This is a genomic window from Agrococcus sp. SL85 (assembly GCF_026625845.1).
Classification (GTDB): Bacteria; Actinomycetota; Actinomycetes; order Actinomycetales; family Microbacteriaceae; genus Agrococcus.
Window position 1 is genome coordinate 820,858 of the sequence record NZ_CP113066.1, and the last position, 21,424, is coordinate 842,281.

General features: G+C 75.5%; 18 protein-coding genes and 1 pseudogene. 8 read left to right on the forward strand and 11 right to left on the reverse strand.

Annotation, left to right across the window (positions count from 1 at the left end):
* The first annotated feature begins 149 nt into the window (after window positions 1–149).
* Complete coding sequence (locus OVA14_RS03960) at window positions 150–506, forward strand: GNAT family protein (RefSeq protein WP_324288040.1); 357 nt, start codon at window positions 150–152, stop codon at window positions 504–506.
* Here OVA14_RS03960 and OVA14_RS03965 read toward each other — a convergent pair.
* The 4 genes from OVA14_RS03965 to OVA14_RS03980 form a co-directional block, all read right to left on the reverse strand.
* The gene (locus tag OVA14_RS03965) at window positions 503–1,336 is read right to left on the reverse strand and encodes a DUF368 domain-containing protein (RefSeq protein ID WP_267504991.1); all 834 of its coding nucleotides are present in this window, start codon (window positions 1,334–1,336) and stop codon (window positions 503–505) included. The genes OVA14_RS03960 and OVA14_RS03965 overlap by 4 nt on opposite strands.
* A gap of 158 nt (window positions 1,337–1,494) precedes the next feature.
* Window positions 1,495–2,442 carry a nucleoside hydrolase gene (locus OVA14_RS03970; protein ID WP_267504992.1) on the reverse strand — a complete coding sequence of 316 codons (948 nt, stop codon included), beginning with the start codon at window positions 2,440–2,442 and terminating at the stop codon, window positions 1,495–1,497.
* A 37-nt stretch (window positions 2,443–2,479) separates the two neighbouring features.
* On the reverse strand, window positions 2,480–2,848 hold the full coding sequence (locus OVA14_RS03975; protein WP_267504993.1) for a VOC family protein: 369 nt from the start codon (window positions 2,846–2,848) through the stop codon (window positions 2,480–2,482).
* Between the two features lie 48 nt (window positions 2,849–2,896).
* On the reverse strand, window positions 2,897–3,724 hold the full coding sequence (locus OVA14_RS03980; protein ID WP_420710641.1) for a type II CAAX prenyl endopeptidase Rce1 family protein: 828 nt from the start codon (window positions 3,722–3,724) through the stop codon (window positions 2,897–2,899).
* Between the two features lie 360 nt (window positions 3,725–4,084).
* Between OVA14_RS03980 and OVA14_RS03985 the strand changes: the two genes are divergently transcribed.
* Window positions 4,085–5,095 (forward strand): ABC transporter ATP-binding protein, encoded by a 1,011-nt coding sequence (locus OVA14_RS03985; RefSeq protein WP_324288041.1) that lies wholly within the window; start codon window positions 4,085–4,087, stop codon window positions 5,093–5,095.
* Window positions 5,092–6,402 carry an FtsX-like permease family protein gene (locus OVA14_RS03990; protein WP_267504994.1) on the forward strand — a complete coding sequence of 437 codons (1,311 nt, stop codon included), beginning with the start codon at window positions 5,092–5,094 and terminating at the stop codon, window positions 6,400–6,402. The genes OVA14_RS03985 and OVA14_RS03990 overlap by 4 nt, the downstream gene beginning before the upstream one ends.
* Before the next feature lie 439 nt (window positions 6,403–6,841).
* Here the strand turns inward: OVA14_RS03990 and fgd are convergent, their stop codons facing one another.
* Window positions 6,842–7,834 carry a glucose-6-phosphate dehydrogenase (coenzyme-F420) gene (fgd, locus tag OVA14_RS03995; protein ID WP_267504995.1) on the reverse strand — a complete coding sequence of 331 codons (993 nt, stop codon included), beginning with the start codon at window positions 7,832–7,834 and terminating at the stop codon, window positions 6,842–6,844.
* A 155-nt stretch (window positions 7,835–7,989) separates the two neighbouring features.
* Window positions 7,990–11,514 (reverse strand): proline dehydrogenase family protein, encoded by a 3,525-nt coding sequence (locus tag OVA14_RS04000; RefSeq protein ID WP_267505486.1) that lies wholly within the window; start codon window positions 11,512–11,514, stop codon window positions 7,990–7,992.
* A 1,052-nt stretch (window positions 11,515–12,566) separates the two neighbouring features.
* Here OVA14_RS04000 and OVA14_RS04005 point away from each other — a divergent pair.
* A complete protein-coding gene (locus OVA14_RS04005; protein WP_267504996.1) occupies window positions 12,567–14,138 on the forward strand; it encodes a phytoene desaturase family protein in 1,572 nt (523 codons plus the stop codon).
* Window positions 14,139–14,160: 22 nt separating this feature from the next.
* Here OVA14_RS04005 and OVA14_RS04010 read toward each other — a convergent pair whose 3' ends face one another.
* The gene (locus tag OVA14_RS04010) at window positions 14,161–14,481 is read right to left on the reverse strand and encodes a hypothetical protein (RefSeq protein WP_267504997.1); all 321 of its coding nucleotides are present in this window, start codon (window positions 14,479–14,481) and stop codon (window positions 14,161–14,163) included.
* Between the two features lie 200 nt (window positions 14,482–14,681).
* Entirely contained in the window at window positions 14,682–15,251 is a 570-nt protein-coding gene (locus tag OVA14_RS04015) for a thioesterase family protein (RefSeq protein ID WP_267505487.1), read from the reverse strand.
* 97 nt (window positions 15,252–15,348) lie between these two features.
* Here OVA14_RS04015 and OVA14_RS04020 point away from each other — a divergent pair, with 97 nt between their 5' ends.
* From OVA14_RS04020 to OVA14_RS04035, 4 genes and pseudogenes are all read left to right on the forward strand, one after another.
* Complete coding sequence (locus OVA14_RS04020; RefSeq protein ID WP_267504998.1) at window positions 15,349–16,212, forward strand: rhodanese-related sulfurtransferase; 864 nt, start codon at window positions 15,349–15,351, stop codon at window positions 16,210–16,212.
* A 96-nt stretch (window positions 16,213–16,308) separates the two neighbouring features.
* The gene (locus tag OVA14_RS04025; protein ID WP_267504999.1) at window positions 16,309–16,791 is read left to right on the forward strand and encodes a GNAT family N-acetyltransferase; all 483 of its coding nucleotides are present in this window, start codon (window positions 16,309–16,311) and stop codon (window positions 16,789–16,791) included.
* Between the two features lie 41 nt (window positions 16,792–16,832).
* Window positions 16,833–17,099 (forward strand): annotated as a pseudogene (locus OVA14_RS13745) (alcohol dehydrogenase catalytic domain-containing protein); the annotation flags it as partial.
* Between the two features lie 505 nt (window positions 17,100–17,604).
* Window positions 17,605–17,805: a hypothetical protein gene (locus OVA14_RS04035; RefSeq protein WP_267505001.1), complete on the forward strand. Its 201-nt coding sequence runs from the start codon at window positions 17,605–17,607 to the stop codon at window positions 17,803–17,805.
* Here OVA14_RS04035 and OVA14_RS04040 read toward each other — a convergent pair.
* Genes OVA14_RS04040 through OVA14_RS04050 form a run of 3 tightly spaced genes read right to left on the reverse strand, consistent with a single transcriptional unit; the run spans window position 17,802 to window position 21,368 of the window.
* The gene (locus OVA14_RS04040; protein ID WP_267505002.1) at window positions 17,802–18,635 is read right to left on the reverse strand and encodes a phosphatase PAP2 family protein; all 834 of its coding nucleotides are present in this window, start codon (window positions 18,633–18,635) and stop codon (window positions 17,802–17,804) included. The two genes, OVA14_RS04035 and OVA14_RS04040, sit on opposite strands and share 4 nt — an antisense overlap.
* Before the next feature lie 13 nt (window positions 18,636–18,648).
* Window positions 18,649–19,416 (reverse strand): histidine phosphatase family protein, encoded by a 768-nt coding sequence (locus OVA14_RS04045; RefSeq protein ID WP_267505003.1) that lies wholly within the window; start codon window positions 19,414–19,416, stop codon window positions 18,649–18,651.
* Window positions 19,413–21,368, reverse strand: a complete 1,956-nt coding sequence (locus tag OVA14_RS04050; protein ID WP_267505004.1) for a cytochrome c oxidase assembly protein — start codon at window positions 21,366–21,368, stop codon at window positions 19,413–19,415. The genes OVA14_RS04045 and OVA14_RS04050 overlap by 4 nt, the downstream gene beginning before the upstream one ends.
* Window positions 21,369–21,424 lie beyond the last annotated feature (56 nt).

Here is a 21,424-nt window from a genome sequence, read left to right on the forward strand (position 1 = left end):
GCGGCCGCTCGGCGAAGCGGACGTCGACGCGCTCGTGGCCTGGGGCGAGGACACGGCCTTCTGCGCCGCCGCCGAGTGGCGGCAGCGCACGCCGGAGGCACGGCGCGCGTTCTGGATGCGGCAGGCTGGCCGAGCCGCCCGACGGGCTCGTGCGCCTCGCAGCCGAGGTCGACGGCGGGATCGTGGGCTACGCCGACCTGCACGACGACGGCACAGCCCCGGATCGCCGCGAGCTGGGCTTCCTCGTGGGTGGGCCGCACCAAGGTCGCGGCATCGGCACGGCGGTCGCGCGGGCAGCGCTCGACCACGGCTTCGGCGCCATGGGCCTCGAGCGCATCTGGGCGGAGGCGTGGGGGACGAACGCCGCGTCGATGCGCATCCTCGCCCGCCTCATGCGACGCACGGGCGACGGCGCGGCGGGCACCTACCTCGGCGAGCCTGCCCGATACGCGCAGTTCGCGACCGACCGCACGGGCTGGCGGCGCCGCGGCGCGACATCGCGCTAGCGCGCGCGACGGCGCTCGAGCAGGAGCGCTCCCGCCACCACGGCGATGCCCAGCAGGCACCAGCCGGCCATCAGCAGCGCGTCGGAGCCGGGCGGGAGCAGGCCGCCGTCCGCCGCCTGCCACGGCCACAGCGCCCGCAGCGAGCCGACCATGAGCCCCGTCATGATCGCGAGCGTCGTGCGGCGGCGGTGCGCCAGCAGCCACCGCAGCAGGCGCACGAAGGACGCGAGGCCCACCACCGCGCCCAGCGCGAAGGCGCCGAGCACCGGGAGGTCGCGCTCGTTGACCGCGCGCAGCACCGGCTCGTACATCCCGAGCGCCAGCAGCAGGAACGAGCCCGAGACGCCGGGCAGCACGAGGGCGCACACCGCGACCGCCGCCGAGCCCGCGACGGCCCAGAGCGCGGCATCCCCGGGCTCGGCCGCCGGCAGGCCGGTGAGCGCGAAGCCGAGCACCGCTGCGGGCACGGCGAGCGCCCACTCGCGAGCCGACCAACGACCGCCGACCATCCGAGCGGGCACGGCCACGGACGCCAGCACGAGGCCGAGGAAGAGGGCGCGGGCGTCGCCGGGATGCTCGTCGACGAGCGGCGCGACGATGGCGGCGCCGAGCGCCACGGCCGCGAGCATGCCGACCGCGATCGGCAGCACGAAGCGCCACTCGACGGCCGCGAGCTGCGCACGCGCCCGCGACAGTCCCCTGCCCCGCACGGGATCGCCGACGGCGAGCGCCAGGCCGCGCACGAGGTGCTCGGCCGAGGCGAGCAGCCGCTCGTAGACGCCGACGAGCAGCGCGACCGTGCCGCCGGAGACGCCGGGGAGCACCTCCACGACACCGATCGCGGCACCCTTCGCTGCGTGGACGAGCGCGGTGGGGGCGTGCAGGGTTCCTCCTGGGGTCGCGGCGGAGTGACCGCCGGCGGGGCGGCGAGGCCCGTCCATCCTCCCAGCCGCCCGCCGCGCTGCCGCGCGAGCGTCCCGGCGCAGCGCTAGCGCGCCGAGGCGATGAGCTCGACCATCGCGTCCTCGAAGCCGGGCTCGACCTCCATCACCACGCGGTGGCGCGCGCCCTCGCGGTCGGGCCACGTGCCCCACTCGCCCTCGAGCTCGGCGACGGTGCGGCCGCGAGCGGGACCGTGGGAGCAATCGACCGTGACGTCGACGATCGGCGAGAGCGTCGTGCGCACGAGCCCTGCGGCCACCGCGAGCGCCAGCGCGTCGTGGTTGCCGGAGGCGCGCGTGCCCGTCCAGCCCTCGTAGTAGCCGAGGTAGTGGTCGAGGATCGCGGCGCTGAAGCGGCCGGCCGCGCCGCCCGCGGCGAGCCGCTCGCGGTGCGCGTCGGTGATGAGCGAGGTCATCGTGACGTCGAGGCCCACCATCGTGAGGTCCCACGAGGCGTCGAGCACGACCTGTGCGGCCTCCGGGTCGTGCCAGATGTTGGCCTCCGCGGCATCGCTCACGTTGCCGGGCGCGAGCGCGGCGCCGCCCATGATCGTCACGTGCCTGACGCGCTCCGGGAGGCTCGGGTCGGCGTCGAGCGCCGCGGCGACGTTCGTGAGCGGCCCGACGGCGACGAGCTCGAGCTCGCCGGCGCGCTCGTGGCTGAGCCGCAGGATGAGCTCGACGGCCGATTCCCCGCCGAGCACCGGCTCGACCGAGCGGTCGGCGAAGCCGCCGAGGCCGTCGTCGCCGTGCACCTCGGGCGAGAAGCGCGCGGGGCTGCCGTCGCGCGGCCCCGCCGCCCCGATCGCGACGGGCACGTCGCCGTGGCCGACGAGGCGCAGGACCTCGGTGGTGTTGCGTGCGCCCTGCGCGACGTCGGTGTTGCCCCAGACGATCGTGCAGCCGACGAGCTCGATGGAGTCGTGGAGGGCGGCCGTGAGGATGGCGAGGGCATCGTCGATGCCCGTGTCGACGTCGAGGAGCACCGCGGTCATGGGCTCGAGCCTACGGCCGCGCGCGACGCGGCCCGGGTCAGCTCACGCAGAGGCAGAAGGGGTGCCCGGCGGGGTCGAGGAACACGCGGAAGGTCGTGCCCGGCTGGAACGCCGCCTTCGTGGCACCGAGCGCGAGCGTCGCGGCCTCCGCCTCGTCGAGGTCGTCGACGACGACGTCGTGGTGCATCTGCTGCGGATGCTCCTGCCCCGGCCAGACAGGCGCCCGGTAGTCGGCCACCTGCTGGAAGCAGATGACCTGCCCCTCGGCGCCGCGGATCTCGTACCAGTCGTCGTCGGCGTCCCCCGCGGGGGTCACGGGCCAGTCGAGCAGCGCGCCGTAGAACTGCGCGAGCGCCTTGGCGTCGGGGGCGTCGATGACGACGGTGGGCCAGCGTGCGATTGCCATGGCCGGGAACCTACGCGCGACCGCTGACACGCGCCAGGGCGCGCGTCGTCACCAGCCGGTGACGAGCGGGAAGATCGGCAGCGCCTCCGGGTGGTGCGCGTGCACGATCACGAGGAACACGATGGCGTCGAACAGCAGGTGCACGGTGACGACGTAGGCGAGGTTCTTCGTCCACGAGAAGATCGCGCCCTGCACGAGCGCGAACGGGATCGTGAGCCACGGCCCCCACGCCTGGTAGCCGAGCTCCCAGAGGAACGAGACGAAGATCGCCGCCTGCAGGAGGTTCGCGAGCCACGGCCGGAAGTGGCGCAGCAGCAGCGTGTAGGCCGTGCAGATGAAGAACAGCTCGTCCCACAGGCCCACGGCGTTGACGCCGACGAACAGGCGCGCGATCTCGCCCGGCTCCTCGACCGCCGGCCAGTTGCGGTAGACCCCCGAGGTGAGGAAGTAGAACGGCAGGATCAGGTACGCGAGCACGATGACCGCGGCGATGTAGACCCACATCCGCCTCGTCCAGCGGCCGCCTCCCCACGGGAACCGGATGGCGTGCTCGCGGTAGCCCCAGCGCGAGATCGCGTACGGGATGAGCACGGCGCCGCCGAGCGCGACCGTGAAGCGGATCATGCCGGCGTCCGAGAGGTCGGCGTGGAGCGAGATGGTGCTGATGAACGCGAGCGCGATCGCGATGAGCGCGAGGTCGGAGCCGAGGCGGCTCGAGCGACCCGCGCGGTCGGTGAGGATGCCGCCCACGACGCCTGCGACGAGCGGCACGTAGCCCCAGTCGGTCATCGTCCAGAAGAGCAGCACCGCGCCGGCCGACACGAGGGCGGCAGGGACGATGGCGACGGGATGCGTCGCCGTGCCCTCGGCCGCGATCGGCGGCAGCTTGAGGCGACCATCGGTGCGCTCGCGGGCGCCGGGGCTGCGCTCTGCCGTCGTCACGGCACCAGCGTACGGAGCGCGCCTGCGGGATCGCCGAGGCCGTCGGCCGACTCCGCCGCCTCCGCCGCCTCCCACTCCCCTTCCTCTCCGACAGCGCAGGCTCAGCGGCGCGCGGATCCGACCATCCCGCCTGCTCGCCGCTGAGCCTGCGAAACTGAACGGGCGGCAAGGTGGGGCGGTCGTGGGAGGCGCAGAGGAGCGGCCGTCATCCCAGCGGATGATCCTCGTCCGACCCCGGTCGGAACGGGGCCGGATCCGCTCGCGGCACGGCGCCCGGCGCGATGGACTGCCGTCATGCAGACCTTCCAGCCCTCCGCGAACCGCCTCGACGCGGTCGCCCTCGCCCACGCCTACGGCGACCCCGCGACACACGCGCGCGTGCTCGACGGCGTCTCCCTGACCATCGGCGCCGACGGCCCGGAGGCCGTCGCGATCATGGGTCCCTCCGGCTCCGGCAAGTCGACGCTGCTCCACGTGCTCGCCGGCATCGTCGGCCCCCAGGGCGGCCGCGTCGCCTGGCGCGGCCGCGAACTCGCCTCGATGCGCGACGCCGAGCGCACGCGCCTGCGGCGCAGCGACTTCGGCTTCGTCTTCCAGTCGGGGCAGCTGCTGCCCGAGCTGCCCGCGGTCGAGAACGTCGCCCTGCCGCTGCTGCTCGCCGGCCAGGCCCGCGGCCGGGCCGAGGCGCACGCGGCCGAGCTGCTGGGCCGGCTCGGCCTCGCGGGCCTCGAGTCGCGCCGCCCGGGCGAGCTCTCTGGCGGCCAGGCGCAGCGCGTCGCGATCGCCCGCGCGCTCGTCGGCAGCCCCGGCATCGTCTTCGCCGATGAGCCCACGGGCGCCCTCGACCGCTCCACGGGCACCGCGGTCATGAGCCTGCTCATCGGCGCGACGCTGGGCCACGGCGCCTCGCTCGTGGTCGTGACGCACGACCCGGAGGTCGCGGCGGCGTGCTCGCGCATCGTGCGCCTGCAGGACGGCCGCGTCGTCGGCGACGAGCGGACGGATGCGGCTGCCGCGGCGGCCGAGGAGCACGGCGGGTTCGTGCACGCCGGGGCGGGGCACGGCGCTCCGACGCACAGCACTCCGACGCACAGCACTCCGACGGCCGTCGCGCCGGTGCCGGCGGCCGCTCCCGCTCCCTCCCCCGCGCCCTCCTACGGCGCCACGCGCGCGGGCGTGCCGCTCCCTGGCGTGCCGGCCGCGCAGCCGACCGTGCCGCAGGACTGGCGCGGCACGGGCGGCCCCGTGCCCAACCCGGCCGCGCGCCTCCAGCACCCGCAGCGCCACCAGGGCGGCGCGCGATGACCGCGCTGCGGCTCTGGGTGCGGCTCGGCCGCGCCACCGGCCCCCGCGCGACCGACGTGCTGAGCGCCGTCGCGTTCGCCTTCGCCACCGCGGCGCTCCTCGCCGTCCTCGGCGGCGTCAACGCCTTCCGCCTCCGCTTCGAGACCGGCGCCGTCGAGCCGGACGTCGGGATGTTCGTGCTGACGCTCTCCGGCGTCGCCTCGGCGCTCCTGCTGCCGGCCGTCTGGACGCTCGCGCAGGCCGCGGTGCGCCTCGCGATCGCCCGCCGCGACGACCGCCTCGCAGCCCTCAGGCTCGCGGGCGCCACGCGCGGCCAGGTGACCGCGATGGCCGTGCTCGACGCGGTCGCGCAGGCGCTCGTCGGTGGCCTCGTGGGCGCCCTGCTCGCGCTCGCCGTGACGCCCGGCATCGCGCGCATCGAGTTCCAGGGCCTCCCGTTCACGACGGCCGAGCTGCTGCCGCCGTGGTGGGTGTGGCTCGCGGCGATCGGCGCGGTCGTCCTCATCGCCCTCGGCGCGGCCCTCGCCTCGCTCCGGCGCGTGCACGTGACGCCGCTCGGGGTCGCGCAGCGCGTGCGGCCGAAGCGGCTCTCGCTCTGGCGGATCCTCGGCTTCGGCCTCGCGGTCGCCGCCTACGTCGTCGTGGTCGGCTCCGGCTGGATCGACGCGGGCATGGCCGTCTCGCTCGCGCTCATCTCGATCCTCGTGCTCTCGTACTCGCTCATCGGCCCGCTCGTGATCCAGGGCGTCGCGTGGCTCGTGGCGAAGGGCGCGCGATCGCCCGCGACGCTGCTCGCGGCGCGGCGCGTGGTCGACGACCCGCGCGGCGCGTTCAACGTGGTGGGCGCGATGGCGATCGCCGTCATGGCCGGCGGCTTCGCGAGCCTCGCCCCTGCCACCGCGGGCGGCGCGCCCGACCAGATGTCGCAGGACATCGCGACGGGCGCCGCCCTCACGATCGCGATCGCGGGCGTGCTGGGGGCCGTGCTCGCGGGCATCGCGCAGTCGGCCAAGGTGCTCGACCAGCGCCGCGAGCACCAGGCGATGCACCGGATGGGCGTGGAGCTGCCGACGATGCGCGCCGCGATCGTGCGGCAGGTGACGCTGCCGCTCGTCGTCGCCGTGGGCGGCGCGGCGGGCGTGGCGCTGCTGCTCATCGTGCCGACCTTCATGCTGTGGCTCTCGTCGCCCGACTCCGTGCTCATGTGGGGGCTCATCTCGGTGCTGTCGGTCGTCGCCGTGCTCGGCGCCACCGCGAGCGCCCTGCCGCTCGTGCGCCGCGTCGCGACGGAGGCGGCGCCGGCCTGACCGGGCTGGCCGCGCTGGCCGGGCTGGCCGGCTCGGCCGGGCTGGCCGCGCTGGCCGGGCTGGCCGGCCCGGCCGACCCGCTCCAGCCCGCCTCGCGGGTGCCGCCGCTGCTCGCGCGAGTGGCGGCATCCGGCGCTGAGTGGCGGCATCCGGCGCCGAGTGGCGGCATTCTGTCCTGATTCGTCGCCACACCCCGCACATCGTCGCCACTCGAGGGCAGATGTCGCCACACCCAGCACATCGCCGCCACTCGAGGGCAGGTGCCGCCCATCAGCCGGACCGGGAGGGGCCAAACCGGACGGAGCGGGTCCGGAGTCCAGGTTCCGGGACCCGGAATCCGGGACCCGGACTCTGGGATCCGGAGTTCGGCGTCCGGGATACGGGATCCGGAGATCGGCGTCCGGGATACGGGTCCGGGCGGCGGCGAGCGCCGCTCGCGTCAGCGCGCGGGCAGCAGCGGGAGGACGTCCTCGGTGAACTGGGTGAGGAAGCGGCGCTGGTCGTGGCCGGGTCCGTGGAAGACGAGGTGCGTGAAGCCGAGGCCGACGTAGTGCGCGATCGCGGCCGCGACCTCCTCGGGATCCGAGCCCACGATCCAGCGCTTCGCCACCTGCTCGATCGGCAGCTCGTCGGCGAGGCGCTGCATCTCGATCGGGTCGTGCACCGAGTGCTTCTGCTCCTGCGTGAGCGAGAGCGCGGCCCAGAAGCGGGTCGCCTCGAGCGCAGCCTCCGGATCGCGGTCGTACGAGACCTTGATCTCGATCATGCGGTCGACCTCCGCCGACGCTCGCCCCTGCCGCTCGAGGCCCTCCTCGAGCGACGCCACGATCGTGCCGCGGTAGTAGTCGTCGCCCTTGCCGGAGGTGCAGATGTGGCCGTCGGCGAAGCGCGCGGCGTAGCGCGTCGTCGCGGGCCCGCCGCCGGCGACGTAGATCGGGATGGGCCGCTCGGGCCGGTCGTAGATCGTGGCGCCGTGCAGCGAGTAGAAGTCGCCGTCGAAGTCGACGCGCTCGTCCTGCCACAGCCGGCGCATGACGCGCACCGACTCCCGCAGCCGCGCGAAGCGCTCGCCGAGCTCGGGGAACTCGACGCCGATCGCCTGCTCGTTGAGCGACTCGCCCGTGCCGACGCCGAGGATGAGGCGGCCCGGATGCACCTGCCCGAGCGTCGCGAACTGCTGCGCGACGACCGCCGGGTGGTAGCGGAGCGTGGGCGTGAGCACCGAGGTGCCGAGCACGATCGAGCGGGTGCGCTCGAGCGCCATGCCGAGCCACGCGACCGCGTTCGGCGCGTGGCCGCCCTCGTGCCGCCAGGGCTGGAGGTGGTCGGAGATGAACGCCGAGTCGAGCCCGACCTCCTCCGCGAGGGCCACGAGCTCGAGGAGCTCGGCCGGGGAGAACTGTTCGGCGCTCGCCTTGTAGCCGTACCGCATGGATCCAGTCAAGCACCCGCGGTCGAGGGTCGGCTGGCTGCGGGGCCTCGTGACGCGTGCGGCCGCGCCGCGCGCTCCTCGACCAGCAGGGCAGACGCGTGCGGCCGCGCCGCGCGCCCCTCGACCGGCGGGGCAGCGCGCAGCGCAGCCCCGCGCTACACGGGCAAGCCGACGAACGCCTTGTCGGGGTTGCCGAAGCGGTGCGCGGTGATCGAGATCGCCTGCTCGCGCAGGAACGGCAGCAGCTCGATGCGGCCCTCGGAGGAGACCGGCCCGTCGTAGACGGCGACCCGGGGGTTCCCCGCGAGCGCCTCGCGCAGCCCCGCCGCGGTGCCGGCGACGCGGATGCGCCGCACGGGCTCGGTGTCGTGGGCGATGCCGAGCGCGTCCTCGCGGTGGGCGGGCTCGAGCGCCTCCCCCGAGGCGACGCGCGCCAGGAAGCTCGCGTCGTCCTCGACGGTCGTCTCCTCGATCCGCACGTGCGGCACCGCGCTCGCCGCGAGGCGCGCGACGCCCGCGGGCACCTCGATCGCCGTCGACACGCGCACCTTGGAGCGCGTGCGCGCCGCCGCGGCGAGGAGGCGCACGAGCTCACCCGCCGACGCGTCCTCGGCGATGCGCAGCAGCACCTCGGTCGGCCGGTAGCGGAAGACGTTGCGCTCGACGCCGAGGTCCGAGACGTCGCGGGAGACGCCGAACTCCTCCTCCCACGCGCGCTCGTCGCTGTTGGCGCCCGCGCGCACGCGGTCGAACTCCTCGAAGCCGAGGGCGGGGGTCGCCGCCTCGATGAGCTCGGCGACGCGCCGCTCGAGCCCACGCAGGCGCACCGACTCCTTCGGCTCCGCGAACAGCGGCTCCCAGTCGACGAGCGTCGCGAGGTAGTTCGGGCCGCCCGCCTTCGCGCCGGGGCCCACCTGCGAGAGCTTCCAGCCGCCGAAGGGCTGGCGGCGCACGATGGCGCCCGTGATGCCGCGGTTGACGTAGAGGTTGCCCGCCTGCACCTCGTCGAGCCACAGCGCGACCTCGTCGGGGTCGAGCGAGTGGATGCCCGCGGTGAGGCCGTACTCGGTGGCGTTCTGCACCTCGATCGCCTCCTCGAGCGTGTCGACCTCGATGAGCGAGAGGTGCGGCCCGAAGAACTCCGTGAGGTGCGTCTCGGTGCCGGGCAGCACGGCGTCGCGGATGCCGGGCGACCACACGCGGCCCTCGGCGTCGAGCCGCTTCGGCTCGAGCAGCCACTCCTCGCCGTCCTCGAGCGTCGTGAGCGCGCGCAGCAGCTTGCCCTGCGCGGGCTCGATGACGGGGCCGACGTGCGTGCGCGCGTCGAGCGGCGAGCCGACGCGCAGCGTGCTGGCGGCGTCGACGAGCTGGCGGCGGAAGCGCTCGGAGTCGCCGACCGAGTCGACGAGGATCGCGATCGAGGCCGCCGAGCACTTCTGGCCCGCGTGCATGAAGGCGCTCCTGACGACGTCGGCGGCCGCGAGGTCGAGGTCGGCCGAGGGCGTGACGATGATGGCGTTCTTGCCGCTCGTCTCGGCGAGCAGCGGCAGGTCGGAGCGCCACGAGGTGAAGAGCCCCGCGGTCTCGGACGAGCCGGTGAGGATGAGCCTGCCGACGGCCGGGTGGGTGATGAGGCGCTTGGAGACCTCGCCCTCCTCCATGTCGCACAGCACGAGCACGTCGCGCGGCACGCCGGCCTCCCACAGCGCCTCGACCATGACGGCGGCGGAGCGGCGGGCCTGCGGCGCGGGCTTGATGATGACGGCGGAGCCGGTGGCGAGCGCGGCGGTGACGCCGCCGCACGGGATCGCCACGGGGAAGTTCCACGGCGGCGTCACGACGGTGAGGGCGACGGGCACGGGGCGCGCGTCCTGCACCTGCTCGAGCGCCACGGCCTGCTCGGCGTAGTAGCGGGCGAAGTCGATCGCCTCCGACACCTCGGGGTCGGCCTCCGCGAGCGTCTTGCCCGTCTCGGCCATCATCACCTCGATGAGGCGGCCGCGGTAGACGCCGAGGGCCGTCGCGGCCTCGCGCAGGATGTTCGCGCGCCGCTTGGCGCCGAGGCCGGCCCAGCGGGCGCCCGCCTGCGCGGTGCGGTCGATGCGGCGCTCGAGCGTGTCGGCGTCCTCGATGCGGTTGGCGCGCAGGGTCTGCAGGCCGAGCTCGCTCGTGGCGGCGCGCGCGATGATGCGGCGCCCCCAGTCGCGGTTCGAGCCGAGCGAGGGATCGGTGTCGGGCTCGTTCTCGAAGCCCTTGGGGTTCGAGACCGAGACGCTCAGGTCGCCCAGGCGGTCCTGCGTGCGGTTCGGGCGCGGATCGCCCGCGGCATCCTCGCGCTGCAGGAGCGCGAGCGAGTGCAGGAAGCGGTCGCGCTCGCGCTGGAACACGGGCGCCTCGTGCATGTCGAACATCCCCGACATGAAGTTCTCGCCCGAGGCGTTCTCCTCGAGCCGGCGGATGAGGTACGCGACGGCGGCGTCGAACTGGCTCGGCCGCACGACGGGCGTGTAGAGGATGAGGTGCGCGAACTCGTCAGCGACGGCCGCGCGGTGCTCGGCGGCCATGCCGAGCAGCATCTCGGCGTCGACGCGGTCGCGGGTGCCGTGGTGGCGGGCGAGCTCGGCCGCGTACGCGAGGTCGAAGAGGTTGTGGCTCGCGACGCCCACGCGCACGGCGGCGGCGTGCTCGGGGCGTAGCGCCTCGCGCAGCACGCGCTTGTAGTTGGCGTCGCTCGAGGCCTTCGACGGCAGCACGGCGAGCGGCCAGTCGTGCACGGCCGAGTCGACCCGCTCCATCGCGAGGTTCGCGCCCTTGACGACGCGCACCTTGATGCCCGCGCCGCCCTGCGCCTTCCGCTCCTTCGCGAAGGCCGCGAGGCGCCGGTAGGCGGCCAGCGCGTCCGGCAGGTAGGCCTGCAGCACGATGCCGGCCTCGAGCCCGGCGAGCTCGGGTCGCGAGAGCAGCCGCTCGAAGACCGCGATCGTGAGGTCGAGGTCGCGGTACTCCTCCATGTCGAGGTTGATGAACTTCGTCGGGCTCGCCTGCGCGGCGATGCGGTAGAGCGGCAGCAGGCGCTCGACGACCCGCTCGACGGTCTCGTCGAACGCCCACATCTGCAGCTGCGGCGCCATCGAGGAGACCTTGATCGAGACGTAGTCGACGTCGGGGCGCTGCAGCAGCTCGGTGGTGCCCGCGAGGCGGCCCGCGGCCTCCTCCTCGCCCAGCACGGCCTCGCCGAGCAGGTTGATGTTGAGGCGCGTGCCGTCCGCGCGGAGCTTCGCGAGCGGGCGCCCGAGGCGCGCGGGGGTCGCGTCGATCACGAGGTGCGAGACCATCTCGCGCATCGCGCGCTTGGCGATGGGGATGACGAGCCGCGGCGCGATGAGGCCGACGCCGCCGCCGAGCGAGATGCCGAGCTTCAGGTACCAGTCGAGGAAGCCGGGGATGTCGCGGCTGAGCGCCTCGAAGTTGCGCGCGCTGACGCGCGGGTCCTCCGGGCGCACGACCTTGTCGACGAAGCCGATGGCGAAGTCGAGGCCGTGCGGATCCTTGAGGAGGCCCGCGAGGCGCTCGGCGGAGGCGTCGCGCTTCGCGATCGCGGGGCGAGCGAGCCACTGCTCGACGCGGGCGATCGCGGCGAGGGCGACCGGGTCGTCGGTCGCGGGCTCGGAGAGCTCCATCGGCTCGGTGGGGGCGACGACGGGCGGGGCGACGGGGGTCGGCTCGGCGGCCCGCTCGGGCTCGGGCTCGGGATTCGGCTCGGGATCCGGCTCGGCCACCGGCTCCGGCTCGGCCACCGGCTCCGGCTCAGCCACCGGAACCGGAGCTGCCTCCGGCTCGGGGGCCACCGGCATCGGCTCGCTGACCGGCGCCGGCTCAGCGACGACCCGCGGCTCGGGCTCGGCGGCAGGCTCGGACGCCGCGATCGGCGTGGGCTCCGAGGCAGCCTCAGGCTCGGCGGCGGGCGCGGGATCCGCGGCAGGCGCGGGCACCGAGCGCGCGACGGGCACGTCGGCGGGCACGATGGGCGCCGACAGCGCCGCGCGGGGGTCGGGCGAGCCGCCGGCCGCTGCGGGCCGCTCGGCCGGCGTCGAGGCCGCCTCGGCCTCGGACCGCACGGCGCGCGCCTCCTCCGGCACCGGGGCGAGCGAGGCCGCCTCGAGCTCGGCCTGCAGCTCGACGGCGTCCATCTGCACGGTCGGCACCTCGGCGACGTCGGTCGAGAGCGACCATCCGGCCTTCGGCGGCTCGCTCGCGTCGCGCCCCGGCACGGCCACGGGCTCGTAGGGGCGGATGGCCGCGGCGAGCGTCGCCTCGTCGACCTCGAACGCGGGGCCGGTGTCGGCGGCCGGCTCGGCGGGCGCCGGCTCGGCGGGCGCGGGCTCGGCGGGCGCGGGCTCGGCGGGCGCTGGCTCGACGGCCGCAGGCGCGACGCGCTCCGACGCCCCGACCTCCTCGGCCGATCGCTCGGCGGCGGTCGGCTCCCGCGTCGCCGCGTCGTCGCCGTCGGCGCCCTCGGCGGGACGGGCGGGCTGGTCGGCGTCGGCCTGCTCGATGCCCTCGGCGATGAGGGCGTCGAAGTCGTCCGGCCTGGACTGGTCGCTCATGCGGCATATCGTATGCGTGCGGGCACCCGCACCCGGCCGCTCGAGCGTCCGCAGGGCCTCCTGCGCACGACTCTTGCGCCACGGCGCAACGACGCGCCCGCCCACCGCCTGTGAGGAGCAAGAGCATGCCGAGCGTCGCCATCGTCGGCGGAGGCCACAACGGCCTGACCGCAGCCGCCTACCTCGCCCGAGCGGGCGTCGACGTGACCGTCCTGGAGCGCCTGCACCGCCCCGGCGGCGCCGCCGTCTCCGCGGAGGCCTTCTCCGGCCTCGATGCGAGGCTGTCGCGCTACAGCTACCTCGTGAGCCTCCTGCCGGAGCGCATCATCCGCGACCTCGGGCTCGACGTGCGCCTCGCGCGCCGCCGCTACTCCTCGTACACGCCCGTGCCCGGCACCGATCGCGGCCTGCTCGTCGACGCGGGCGACGAGGCGGCCACGCGCGCGTCCTTCGCCTCGATCGGCGCGGCCGAGGACGCCGACGGCTTCGCCGCCTTCACCGACCGCACGACGCGCCTCGCGGCCGCGCTCTTCCCCACGCTCACCGAACCGCTGCCCACGCGCGCCGCGGCGCAGGCGGCCGCGGGCGGCGCCTCGGCGTGGGCCGAGATCGTGGATGCGCCGATCGCCGACGCGATCGAGGCGGCCGTGCGGCACGACCTCGTGCGCGGCGTCATCGCGACCGACGCGCTCATCGGCACCTTCGCGCCGCTCGACGACCCGGGCCTCGAGCAGAACCGCTGCCTGCTCTACCACGTGATCGGCGGCGGCACGGGCGACTGGGACGTGCCGATCGGCGGCATGGGGCAGGTCTCCGGCGGGCTCGAGCGGGCTGCCCGCGAGGCGGGCGCGACGATCCTCACCGACGTCGAGGTCGTGCGCGTCACGCCCGACGGCGAGGTCAGCTGGAAGGAGGGCGGGCGCATCTCGCTCGGCACCGAGCTCACGGCGCAGTTCGACCTCGTGCTCTCCGCCGTCGCGCCGCACGTGCTCGGCCAGCTGCTCGGCGACGAGGGCCCCGCAGCCTGGACCCGCCCCGAGGGCGCGCAGGTGAAGGTGAACATGCTGCTCGAGCGCCTCCCCCGGCTGCGCGAGGGCGTGGCACCGGAGGCCGCGTTCGGCGGCACCTTCCACATCAACGAGGGCTACGAGCAGCTCGGCGCCGCGTACCGCGAGGCGGCGGCCGGCCGCATCCCGAGCCCGCTGCCGTGCGAGATCTACTGCCACTCGCTCACCGACCCGTCGATCCTCGGCGACGACCTGCGGGCCTCCGGCGCGCAGACCCTCACGGTCTTCGGCCTGCACGCGCCCGACCGGCTCGTCACCGAGGAGTCGAACGACCGGATGCGCGCCGAGCTGCTGCAGGCCGTCGTCGCCTCGCTCGACTCGGTGCTCGCCGAGCCCGTGGAGCCGCTGCTGCTGACCGACGCCTCCGGGGCGCCCGCGATCGAGGCGAGGACGACCCTCGACATCGAGCACGCGCTCGGCATGCCCGGCGGCCACATCTTCCACGGCGGGCTGTCGTGGCCGTGGCTCGAGGAGGAGGCGACCTCGATCGCCGAGGCGTGGGGCGTCGAGACGCCCTTCCCGCGCATCCTCATGGCGGGCTCGGGCGCGCGGCGCGGCGGCGCGGTCTCGGGGCTCGGCGGGCACAACGCGGCCCAGGCCGCGCTCGAGCTGCTGCGGCCGGCGCTCTAGGGGTCGGTGCCGCGGGCGCCGGCTACGCGCCGCTCGCGGCGGCGAGCATCGGGATGATGACGCCGATGACGACCGCGGCGAGCGCGAAGCCGCCGAGGATCATGCCGCCGAGCCCCGGCTGCCAGCCGTGCTCCACCTTGTGCGCCACGACCAGCCGGCGCGAGCGCAGCGCGATGAAGACGGCCACGACCGAGACGGGCAGCGCGGCGACCTTGATCGCGAGCTGCTGGCCCTCGTCCTCGGTGAGCGGGGCGAAGAGCGCGACGAGCGCGGCGACCGCGAGCGTCAGGCTCACCCAGCCGAGCAGGGCGACGCGACGCTCGACGGGATCAGCGGAGGCCATGCCTCCAGCGTAGGCGGCGCCGCGATCGGAGGGATCCGCTGCCAGCGGCGGGCCGGCCGGACCATCCAGCTGGCCCGCCGCTCGCGGCCGATCCCTCCGGGCATCCGGGAGCGCCCGCCCGGATCCGCACGTGAGCGGGCCGCCGATCGCGATGTGCGCCCGGACCGCCGCTCACGTGCGGATCCGGCGCGCGAGCCGCCTCAGCGCGGCGTGCGGCCCGCCCAGTCGGAGGGCGCCGCCGCGCGCGAGGGCGGCAGCGCGTTGATGCGCGCCCAGTCGGCCACGCGCTCGTCGAGCTCGGGCAGGCGCACGTCGAGCCCGCCCTCGGCGAGGATCTCGAGCAGCCGCGCCGTGCGCAGCGTGCCCACGCCCTTCTGGATGAAGCGGCCCTGCACGACGCCGCGCGCGCACACCTCGCCGTCGACGAGGAAGCGCTGGGTGAGGTAGATCGCGCGCTCGTCGGCGCCGAGCACGGCCGTCTCGATGTCGAAGCGCTGCCACAGGTCGAGGCTGCGGCGGTAGACCATCGACGACTGCCCCACCACGGCGTAGACGCCGGCGCGCTCGAGCACGGCCTGCATGCCCGTGCGCACGGTCATGTCGACGCGCGCGAGGTCCATGTACGAGGGGTAGCGACCGTTGTTCATGTGGCCGAGGAAGTCGATGTCGGTGGGGAGCACGCGGAACGAGGTGCGCGCCACCTCGTCGACGCCCAGCTGGGGCCTGCCCCTGCTCTTGAGGGTGAAGGCGAGGAGCCACTGCAGCCACATGTTCACCCTCCGATCCTGCCCGAGCGCGCGTGCCGCGCGGAGCGCGCTGTCGCCGCCCCACAACGCGCGGCGCGGGCGCGGGTGCGACCATGGAGGGATGCAGAAGGTGCTGCTCTTCTACCGCTTCACGCCCATCGCCGACCCCGAGGCCGTGCGGCTGTGGCAGCACGCCCTGTGCGAGTCGCTGGGCCTCACGGGCCGCATCCTCGTCTCGCGCCACGGCATCAACGGCACGGTCGGCGGCGACATGGCCGCGTGCAAGCGCTACGTGCGCGCGACCCGCGGCTACTCGGGCTTCCACGGCATGGACGTGAAGTGGTCGAGCGGCACGGGCGAGGAGTTCCCGCGCCTCAGCGTCAAGGCGCGCGACGAGATCGTCTCGTTCGGCGCGCCCGAGGAGCTCGAGGTGGATGCGGAGGGCGTCGTCGGCGGCGGCCGGCACCTGAAGCCCGGCGAGCTGCACGCGCTCCTCGAGGCGCGTCCCGACGCCGTCATGTTCGACGGCCGCAACCGCTTCGAGGCCGAGGTCGGCCGCTTCAAGGACGCGATCGTGCCCGACGTCGACACCACGAAGGACTTCGTGCGGCTGCTCGACGAGGGCGTGTACGACCACCTGAAGGACACGCCGGTCGTCACCTACTGCACGGGCGGCATCCGCTGCGAGGTGCTGTCGTCGCTGATGCGCTCGCGCGGCTTCCAGGACGTCTACCAGCTGGACGGCGGCATCGTCCGCTACGGCGAGAGCTTCGGCAACGGCGGCCTCTGGGAGGGCTCGCTCTACGTCTTCGACGGCCGCGGCACGATGGACTTCGGCGACGGCGCGGCGGTCGTCGGCACCTGCCACCGCTGCGGGGCCGGCACGAACCGGGTGGCGAACTGCGCCGACCGCTCGTGCCGCCGCCAGCTCACCACCTGCGATGGCTGCGCGCCCGCGTGCGAGGCCCACGCCGCGCTCGTCTGAGCCGGGCGCGGGCCCGGCCGCATCGGCGCCCGCCCGCTCGGCGCGGCACCGCCCCACGCTCGGCGCTCCCCGAGCGTGCGCGGCTACGCTGGCGGCATGGGCGAGGGAGCGATCGTGGTGCGGCGGGCGACCGCCGCGGACGCCCGCGCCCTGCTCCCGCTGCTCGCCGCGCACCGCGGCGCCGACGAGCCCGACGAGAAGGTCGACCGCTACCGCGAGCGCCTCGAGGCCCTCGTCGAGCATCCGGCGCACCGCATCGTCGTCGCGGAGGCCGGCGGCGAGGTCGTCGGCTACGCGGCCGCGCAGGACTACGGACCGGCCCCGCACCGAGACTGGTCGATCGCCCGCATGCACGACCTGTGGGTCTCGCCCGCCGCGCGCGGCCGGGGCGCGGGGACGGCGCTCTTCGGCGCGATCCGCGACTGGGCCGAGCAGCACACCCGCATCCGCGTGCTCGAGTGGCAGTCGCTCGACGTCGCCACCGACTTCTACCGCCGCCTCGGCCTCGCCGGCGAGCACCTCGACGACGAGCCGCGCGAGCGGTACGAGCTGTCCGTGCACCTCCCGTCGCGGACCTAGGACGAGCGCGCCGTCGACGCCGACGGCGGAGAGGAGGCGCGATGCGCGCGCTGCTGGCCACCGGCGACCCCGCGACGACGGGCGTCGTCGACCTCGACGAGGCCGAGCTCGACGGGCCCGTGCTCGTCGAGATCACGCATTCGTCGATCAACTTCAAGGACGGCCTCGCGATCGGCGGCCGCCCCGGCGTCATCCGCGACTGGCCGAAGGTGCCCGGCATCGACCTCGTGGGCACGGTCGCGGAGGACGCCGCGGGGTGGTCGGCGGGCGAGCGCGTGCTCGTGAACGGCTGGGGCCTGGGCGAGTCGCGCCACGGCGGCCTCGCCGAGCGGGCGCGCGTCGAGCCGCACATGCTCACGCGCATCCCCGCCGGGCTCTCGGACGTGCACGCGGCCGCGGTGGGCACGGCGGGCTACACGGCCGCGCTCGGCGTGCTCGCGCTGCAGGACGCCGGGATGCGCCTCGACGGCGCCGACATCCTCGTCACGGGCGCGGGCGGCGGCGTCGGCTCGATCGCCGTGCAGCTGCTCGCGCGCGCGGGCGCCGACGTGACGGCGCTCACGGGCCGCGTCGAGCAGCTCGAGCCGTGGCTGCGCTCGCTCGGCGCGGTGGCGGTCGAGCACCGCTCGACGCTCTCGGAGGCGGGGAAGCCGCTGCAGGCGGCGCGCTGGGATGCGGTGGCCGACGCCGTGGGCGGCCGGATCCTCGCGAACGCGCTCGCGCAGGCTGCGACCGGGCGGCCACGCGACCGCGTGCGGCCTCACCGCCGGCGCCGAGCTGCCCGCGACCGTGCTGCCGTTCATCCTGCGTGGCGTGACCCTGCACGGCGTCCACTCGGTGGAGCAGCCGCCGGAGCGCCGCGACCGGGCGTGGGGCGTGCTCGAGCGCACGCTCGACCTCGAGGCGCTCGACGAGGCGACGGAGGTCGTGGGGCTCGAGGGCGCGGTCGAGGCTGCCGAGCGCATCCTCGCGAGCCGCATCCGCGGCCGGGTCGTCGTCGACGTGCGGGCCTAGGCTCGCACGGCCGCGCCGCCGCCCGCGCGCCGGCGCGCGGGCGCGAGGCGCAGCAGGCGGACGAGGGCCGCGAGGGTCGCGGCGCAGGCGGCGCCGAGCAGGGTCGAGGCCGCGGCGAGCACCCAGCCCTCGCCGCCGCCGAGGGCGGAGGCGGCCGCGAGCGCGCCGCCCACGGCGCCCGCGAGCGCCGCGAGCGCCAGCAGCGCCCCTTCGAGCAGCCGGTGGCGGCGCGGGTCGACGGGCGGCGCCGGCGCGCGCCAGGCGGTGCCGAGCGCGGTGACGGCGAGCACGAGCAGCAGCGACCCGAGGACGTCGCTCGGCCGGTGCCAGCCGTCGAGCACGAGGCGCGTGGCGACGAGCGGCAGCACGACCGCCGCGGCGAGCGCGACGGCGAGGCGCCACGCGGGCGGCAGCACGACCATGAGGCCGGCCGCGACCGCCGCGAACGCGACCATGTGGCCGCTCGGGTAGGAGTTGGCGGGCCCGGGCGCGAGCTCGGGCCGGGTGAGCACGAGCTGCTTCAGCACGCGCGAGAGCCCGCTCGAGCCGAGGATCACGGCGACGGCGACGACGCCGAGGTCGCCCCGGCGGCGCGCGATCGCGATGCCGATCGCGACGGCGGCCGCGAGCAGGATGCTGCCCACGCCCACCGCGCCCAGCAGCTGCGAGTCGGTCGCGTAGCCCGCCGCGTCGAGCACCGCGGCGTCGGCGGCCCGGCCCGGCCCGGTGCCGACGGCGAGCGCGTGCACGGCGAGCACCGCCGCCGCGGCGAGCGCCGCGACGAGGCCGCGCCGGCCGCGGGCGGCGCGCGCGGGTGCGATGCCGCTCACGGCAGCGAGGCGCCTAGGCCGTCTCGCCGATGCCGCGCAGCTCCCACGCGGTGGAGCCGGCCGCGAGCGCGACGGTCGTCACCGAGCAGTTGGGCAGGATCACGTCGGGCGCGGTGCCCGGCACGAGCTGGCGCAGCAGCGACGAGATGAAGCCGCCGTGCGAGACGACGAGCACCTGCGCGGCGTCGTCGCCGGGCAGCGCGGCGGCCGCCTGCACGACGTGCGCGAGCGCCGTGTCGGCGCGCAGCACGATCGCCGCGGCCTGCTCCGCCTGGCCGCTCGCGTCGAGCCGCGCGACCGAGTCGAACAGGCCGGCCCAGCCGATGCGGTCGGCGATCGAGCGCAGCGCGCTCAGCTCGCGGTCGACCTCGAGGCCGTGGTCGACGATGACCTCGCTCCACACCTCGCGCGACGGCCGCTCCTCGTGGCTGCCGAAGTGCCACTCGCGCAGCACCTCGGTGTACTCGGTGGGCGGCACGGGCGACTGCCGGGCGAGGATGCCCTCGGCGGTCGTGCGCGTGCGCGGCAGGTCGGAGGAGAAGGCGAGGTCGAAGCGCTCGCCCGCGAGGCGCTCGGCGACCGCGGCGATCTGCTCGTGGCCGAGCTCGGTGATCGGCGAGTCGGACCAGCCCTGCATGACGTGCTGGGTGTTGTAGACGGTCTCCGCGTGGCGCACGAGACGCAGCACGAGCGCCCTGCCGCCCGCGAGCGCCGCGAGCTCCTCGGGCGTGCGCTGCACGGCCTCCTCGGCCGCCTCGGTCCCGGTCGTGCGCTCGGTCATCGCTTGCCCATCCTCTCCAGCATGTCGTTGTAGGCGGCGAGCTCCGCGCCGCCGTCGCGGTCGGCCGCGCGGTCGATGCGCGTGCGCTCCCGACGGTCGCTGCGCGCCCACAGCACGACGGTGGTGATCGCGAGCGCGACGGTCGGCACCTCGCCGATCGACCACGCGATGCCGCCGCCGACCTGCTGGTCGTGCAGCGCGTCGACGCCGTTGCCCATCGCGCCGAACCAGTCGGCGACGAGCAGCGTCTCGCCCGTCATGAGCGTGAGGCCGAAGAAGGCGTGGAAGACCATCGAGCCCAGCAGCAGCACGATGCGCAGCGGGAAGGCGGGGCGTGCGGGGCCGGGGTCGATGCCGATGATCGCCTGCACGAAGAGGTAGCCGGAGCCGACGAAGTGGATGACCATCCACACGTGGCCCAGGTGGTCGCGCATCGACCACTCGAAGAGCGGCGTGTAGTAGAAGACCCACAGGCTCACGACGAAGATGCCGGCCGAGACGAGCGGGTGGCCGACGACCTGCAGGTACTTCGAGTGCACGATCGCGAGGATCCACTCGCGGCCGCCGCGGGTGCCGTCGCCGCGCTTCGCGATCGCGCGCAGCGCGAGCGTGATGGGGGCGCCGGGCACGAGGAGCACCGGCACCGCCATGCCGAGCAGCATGTGCACGAGCATGTGGTACGAGAACTGGTACTCCTGGTAGAGGTTCAGCGCCCCGTTCGTGCACCACGCGAGCAGCAGCACGCCTGCCATCCAGGAGACCGTGCGGCCGACCGGCCAGCGGTCGCCGCGGCGCGCGAGGCGCACGACGCCCGCGAGGTAGAAGAAGCCCAGCAGCGCCGCGACGACGAGCCACAGCGGGTCGATCGCCCAGGTGTCGAGCAGCCGGGCGGGCTCGAAGGGCGGCGGCAGGGGGCTGCCGGTGAGGATCTCGGCGGGGCTCGAGCCGTCGCCCGGCGGCACCTCGGGCACGGGCGTCGGCGTGCGCGCGAGGCCCGCCGCGACGCCGGCCGTCACGCCCATGACCACGAGCTCGACCGCGAGCAGCGCCGCGAGGGCGCGGCCGGGCACGCGCTCGCCGACGCTCGCGAGCGGCCGCAGGATGCGCATCCGCTGCCAGGCGCCGAAGCCGCCGAGCACGACGAGCAGGGCCGACTTCGCGATGGCGAGCACCGCGTAGGGGCTGGCCCAGTCGTCGCCGATGCGGATGAGCGCCGACACGACGCCGCTGAAGGCGACGACGCCGAAGCTCACGATCGCGAGCGTCGAGTAGCGGGCGAGCAGCGCCGCGCCGTCGCCCTCGGCGTCCTTGCGACCCACGAGCAGCCCGACGTGCGCGAGCCCGCCGAGCCAGATGCAGACGAAGACCAGGTGGAGGAAGAGCGACGAGACGGCGAGCGTGTGGTTGTCGGTGCCGCCCGCGTGGCCGCCGGAGGCGATGAGCCACAGCGGCACGGCCCACAGCGCCGTGCTCCAGCCCGCGGCGACGGTGCCGCGCGCGACGAGCAGCACGACCGTGAGCAGCGCGAGCGAGAGCAGCGTGCCGAGCAGCAGTCGCCCCGACTCGATCTCGACGAAGAAGAGCTGCAGGAGGCCGCCGAACTGGTCGTCCGCGGCCACCGGGGTCGTGACGACCGTGCGGAACTGCCCGAAGGCCACGAAGGCCTGCGCGACGGTCGCGACGCCCGTCGCGGAGGCGGCGAGGTCGAGCGTGCGCTGCCAGTCGCGGCCCTGCGGCCGCAGCGCGAAGCACGCGAGCACGAGGCCGCCGAACGCGACGGCGATCGCGAGGTTGCGCAGCATCGTCGCGATCGGGAGGCCGTAGCGCACGAGCGCGCCGGGGTCCTCGATCGCGAGCGGTGCGGCGCCGCCGCCGTACTCGAGCGCCGCCCACACCGCTGCCAGCCCCGCGAGGACCGCGAGTGCCGGCCCGAGGAGTCGGAGGCGCTGCACCAGTCCAGGGTAGTCGGCGCCGCTGTGCGCGCCGACCCGGGACGACCGAGGGGCCC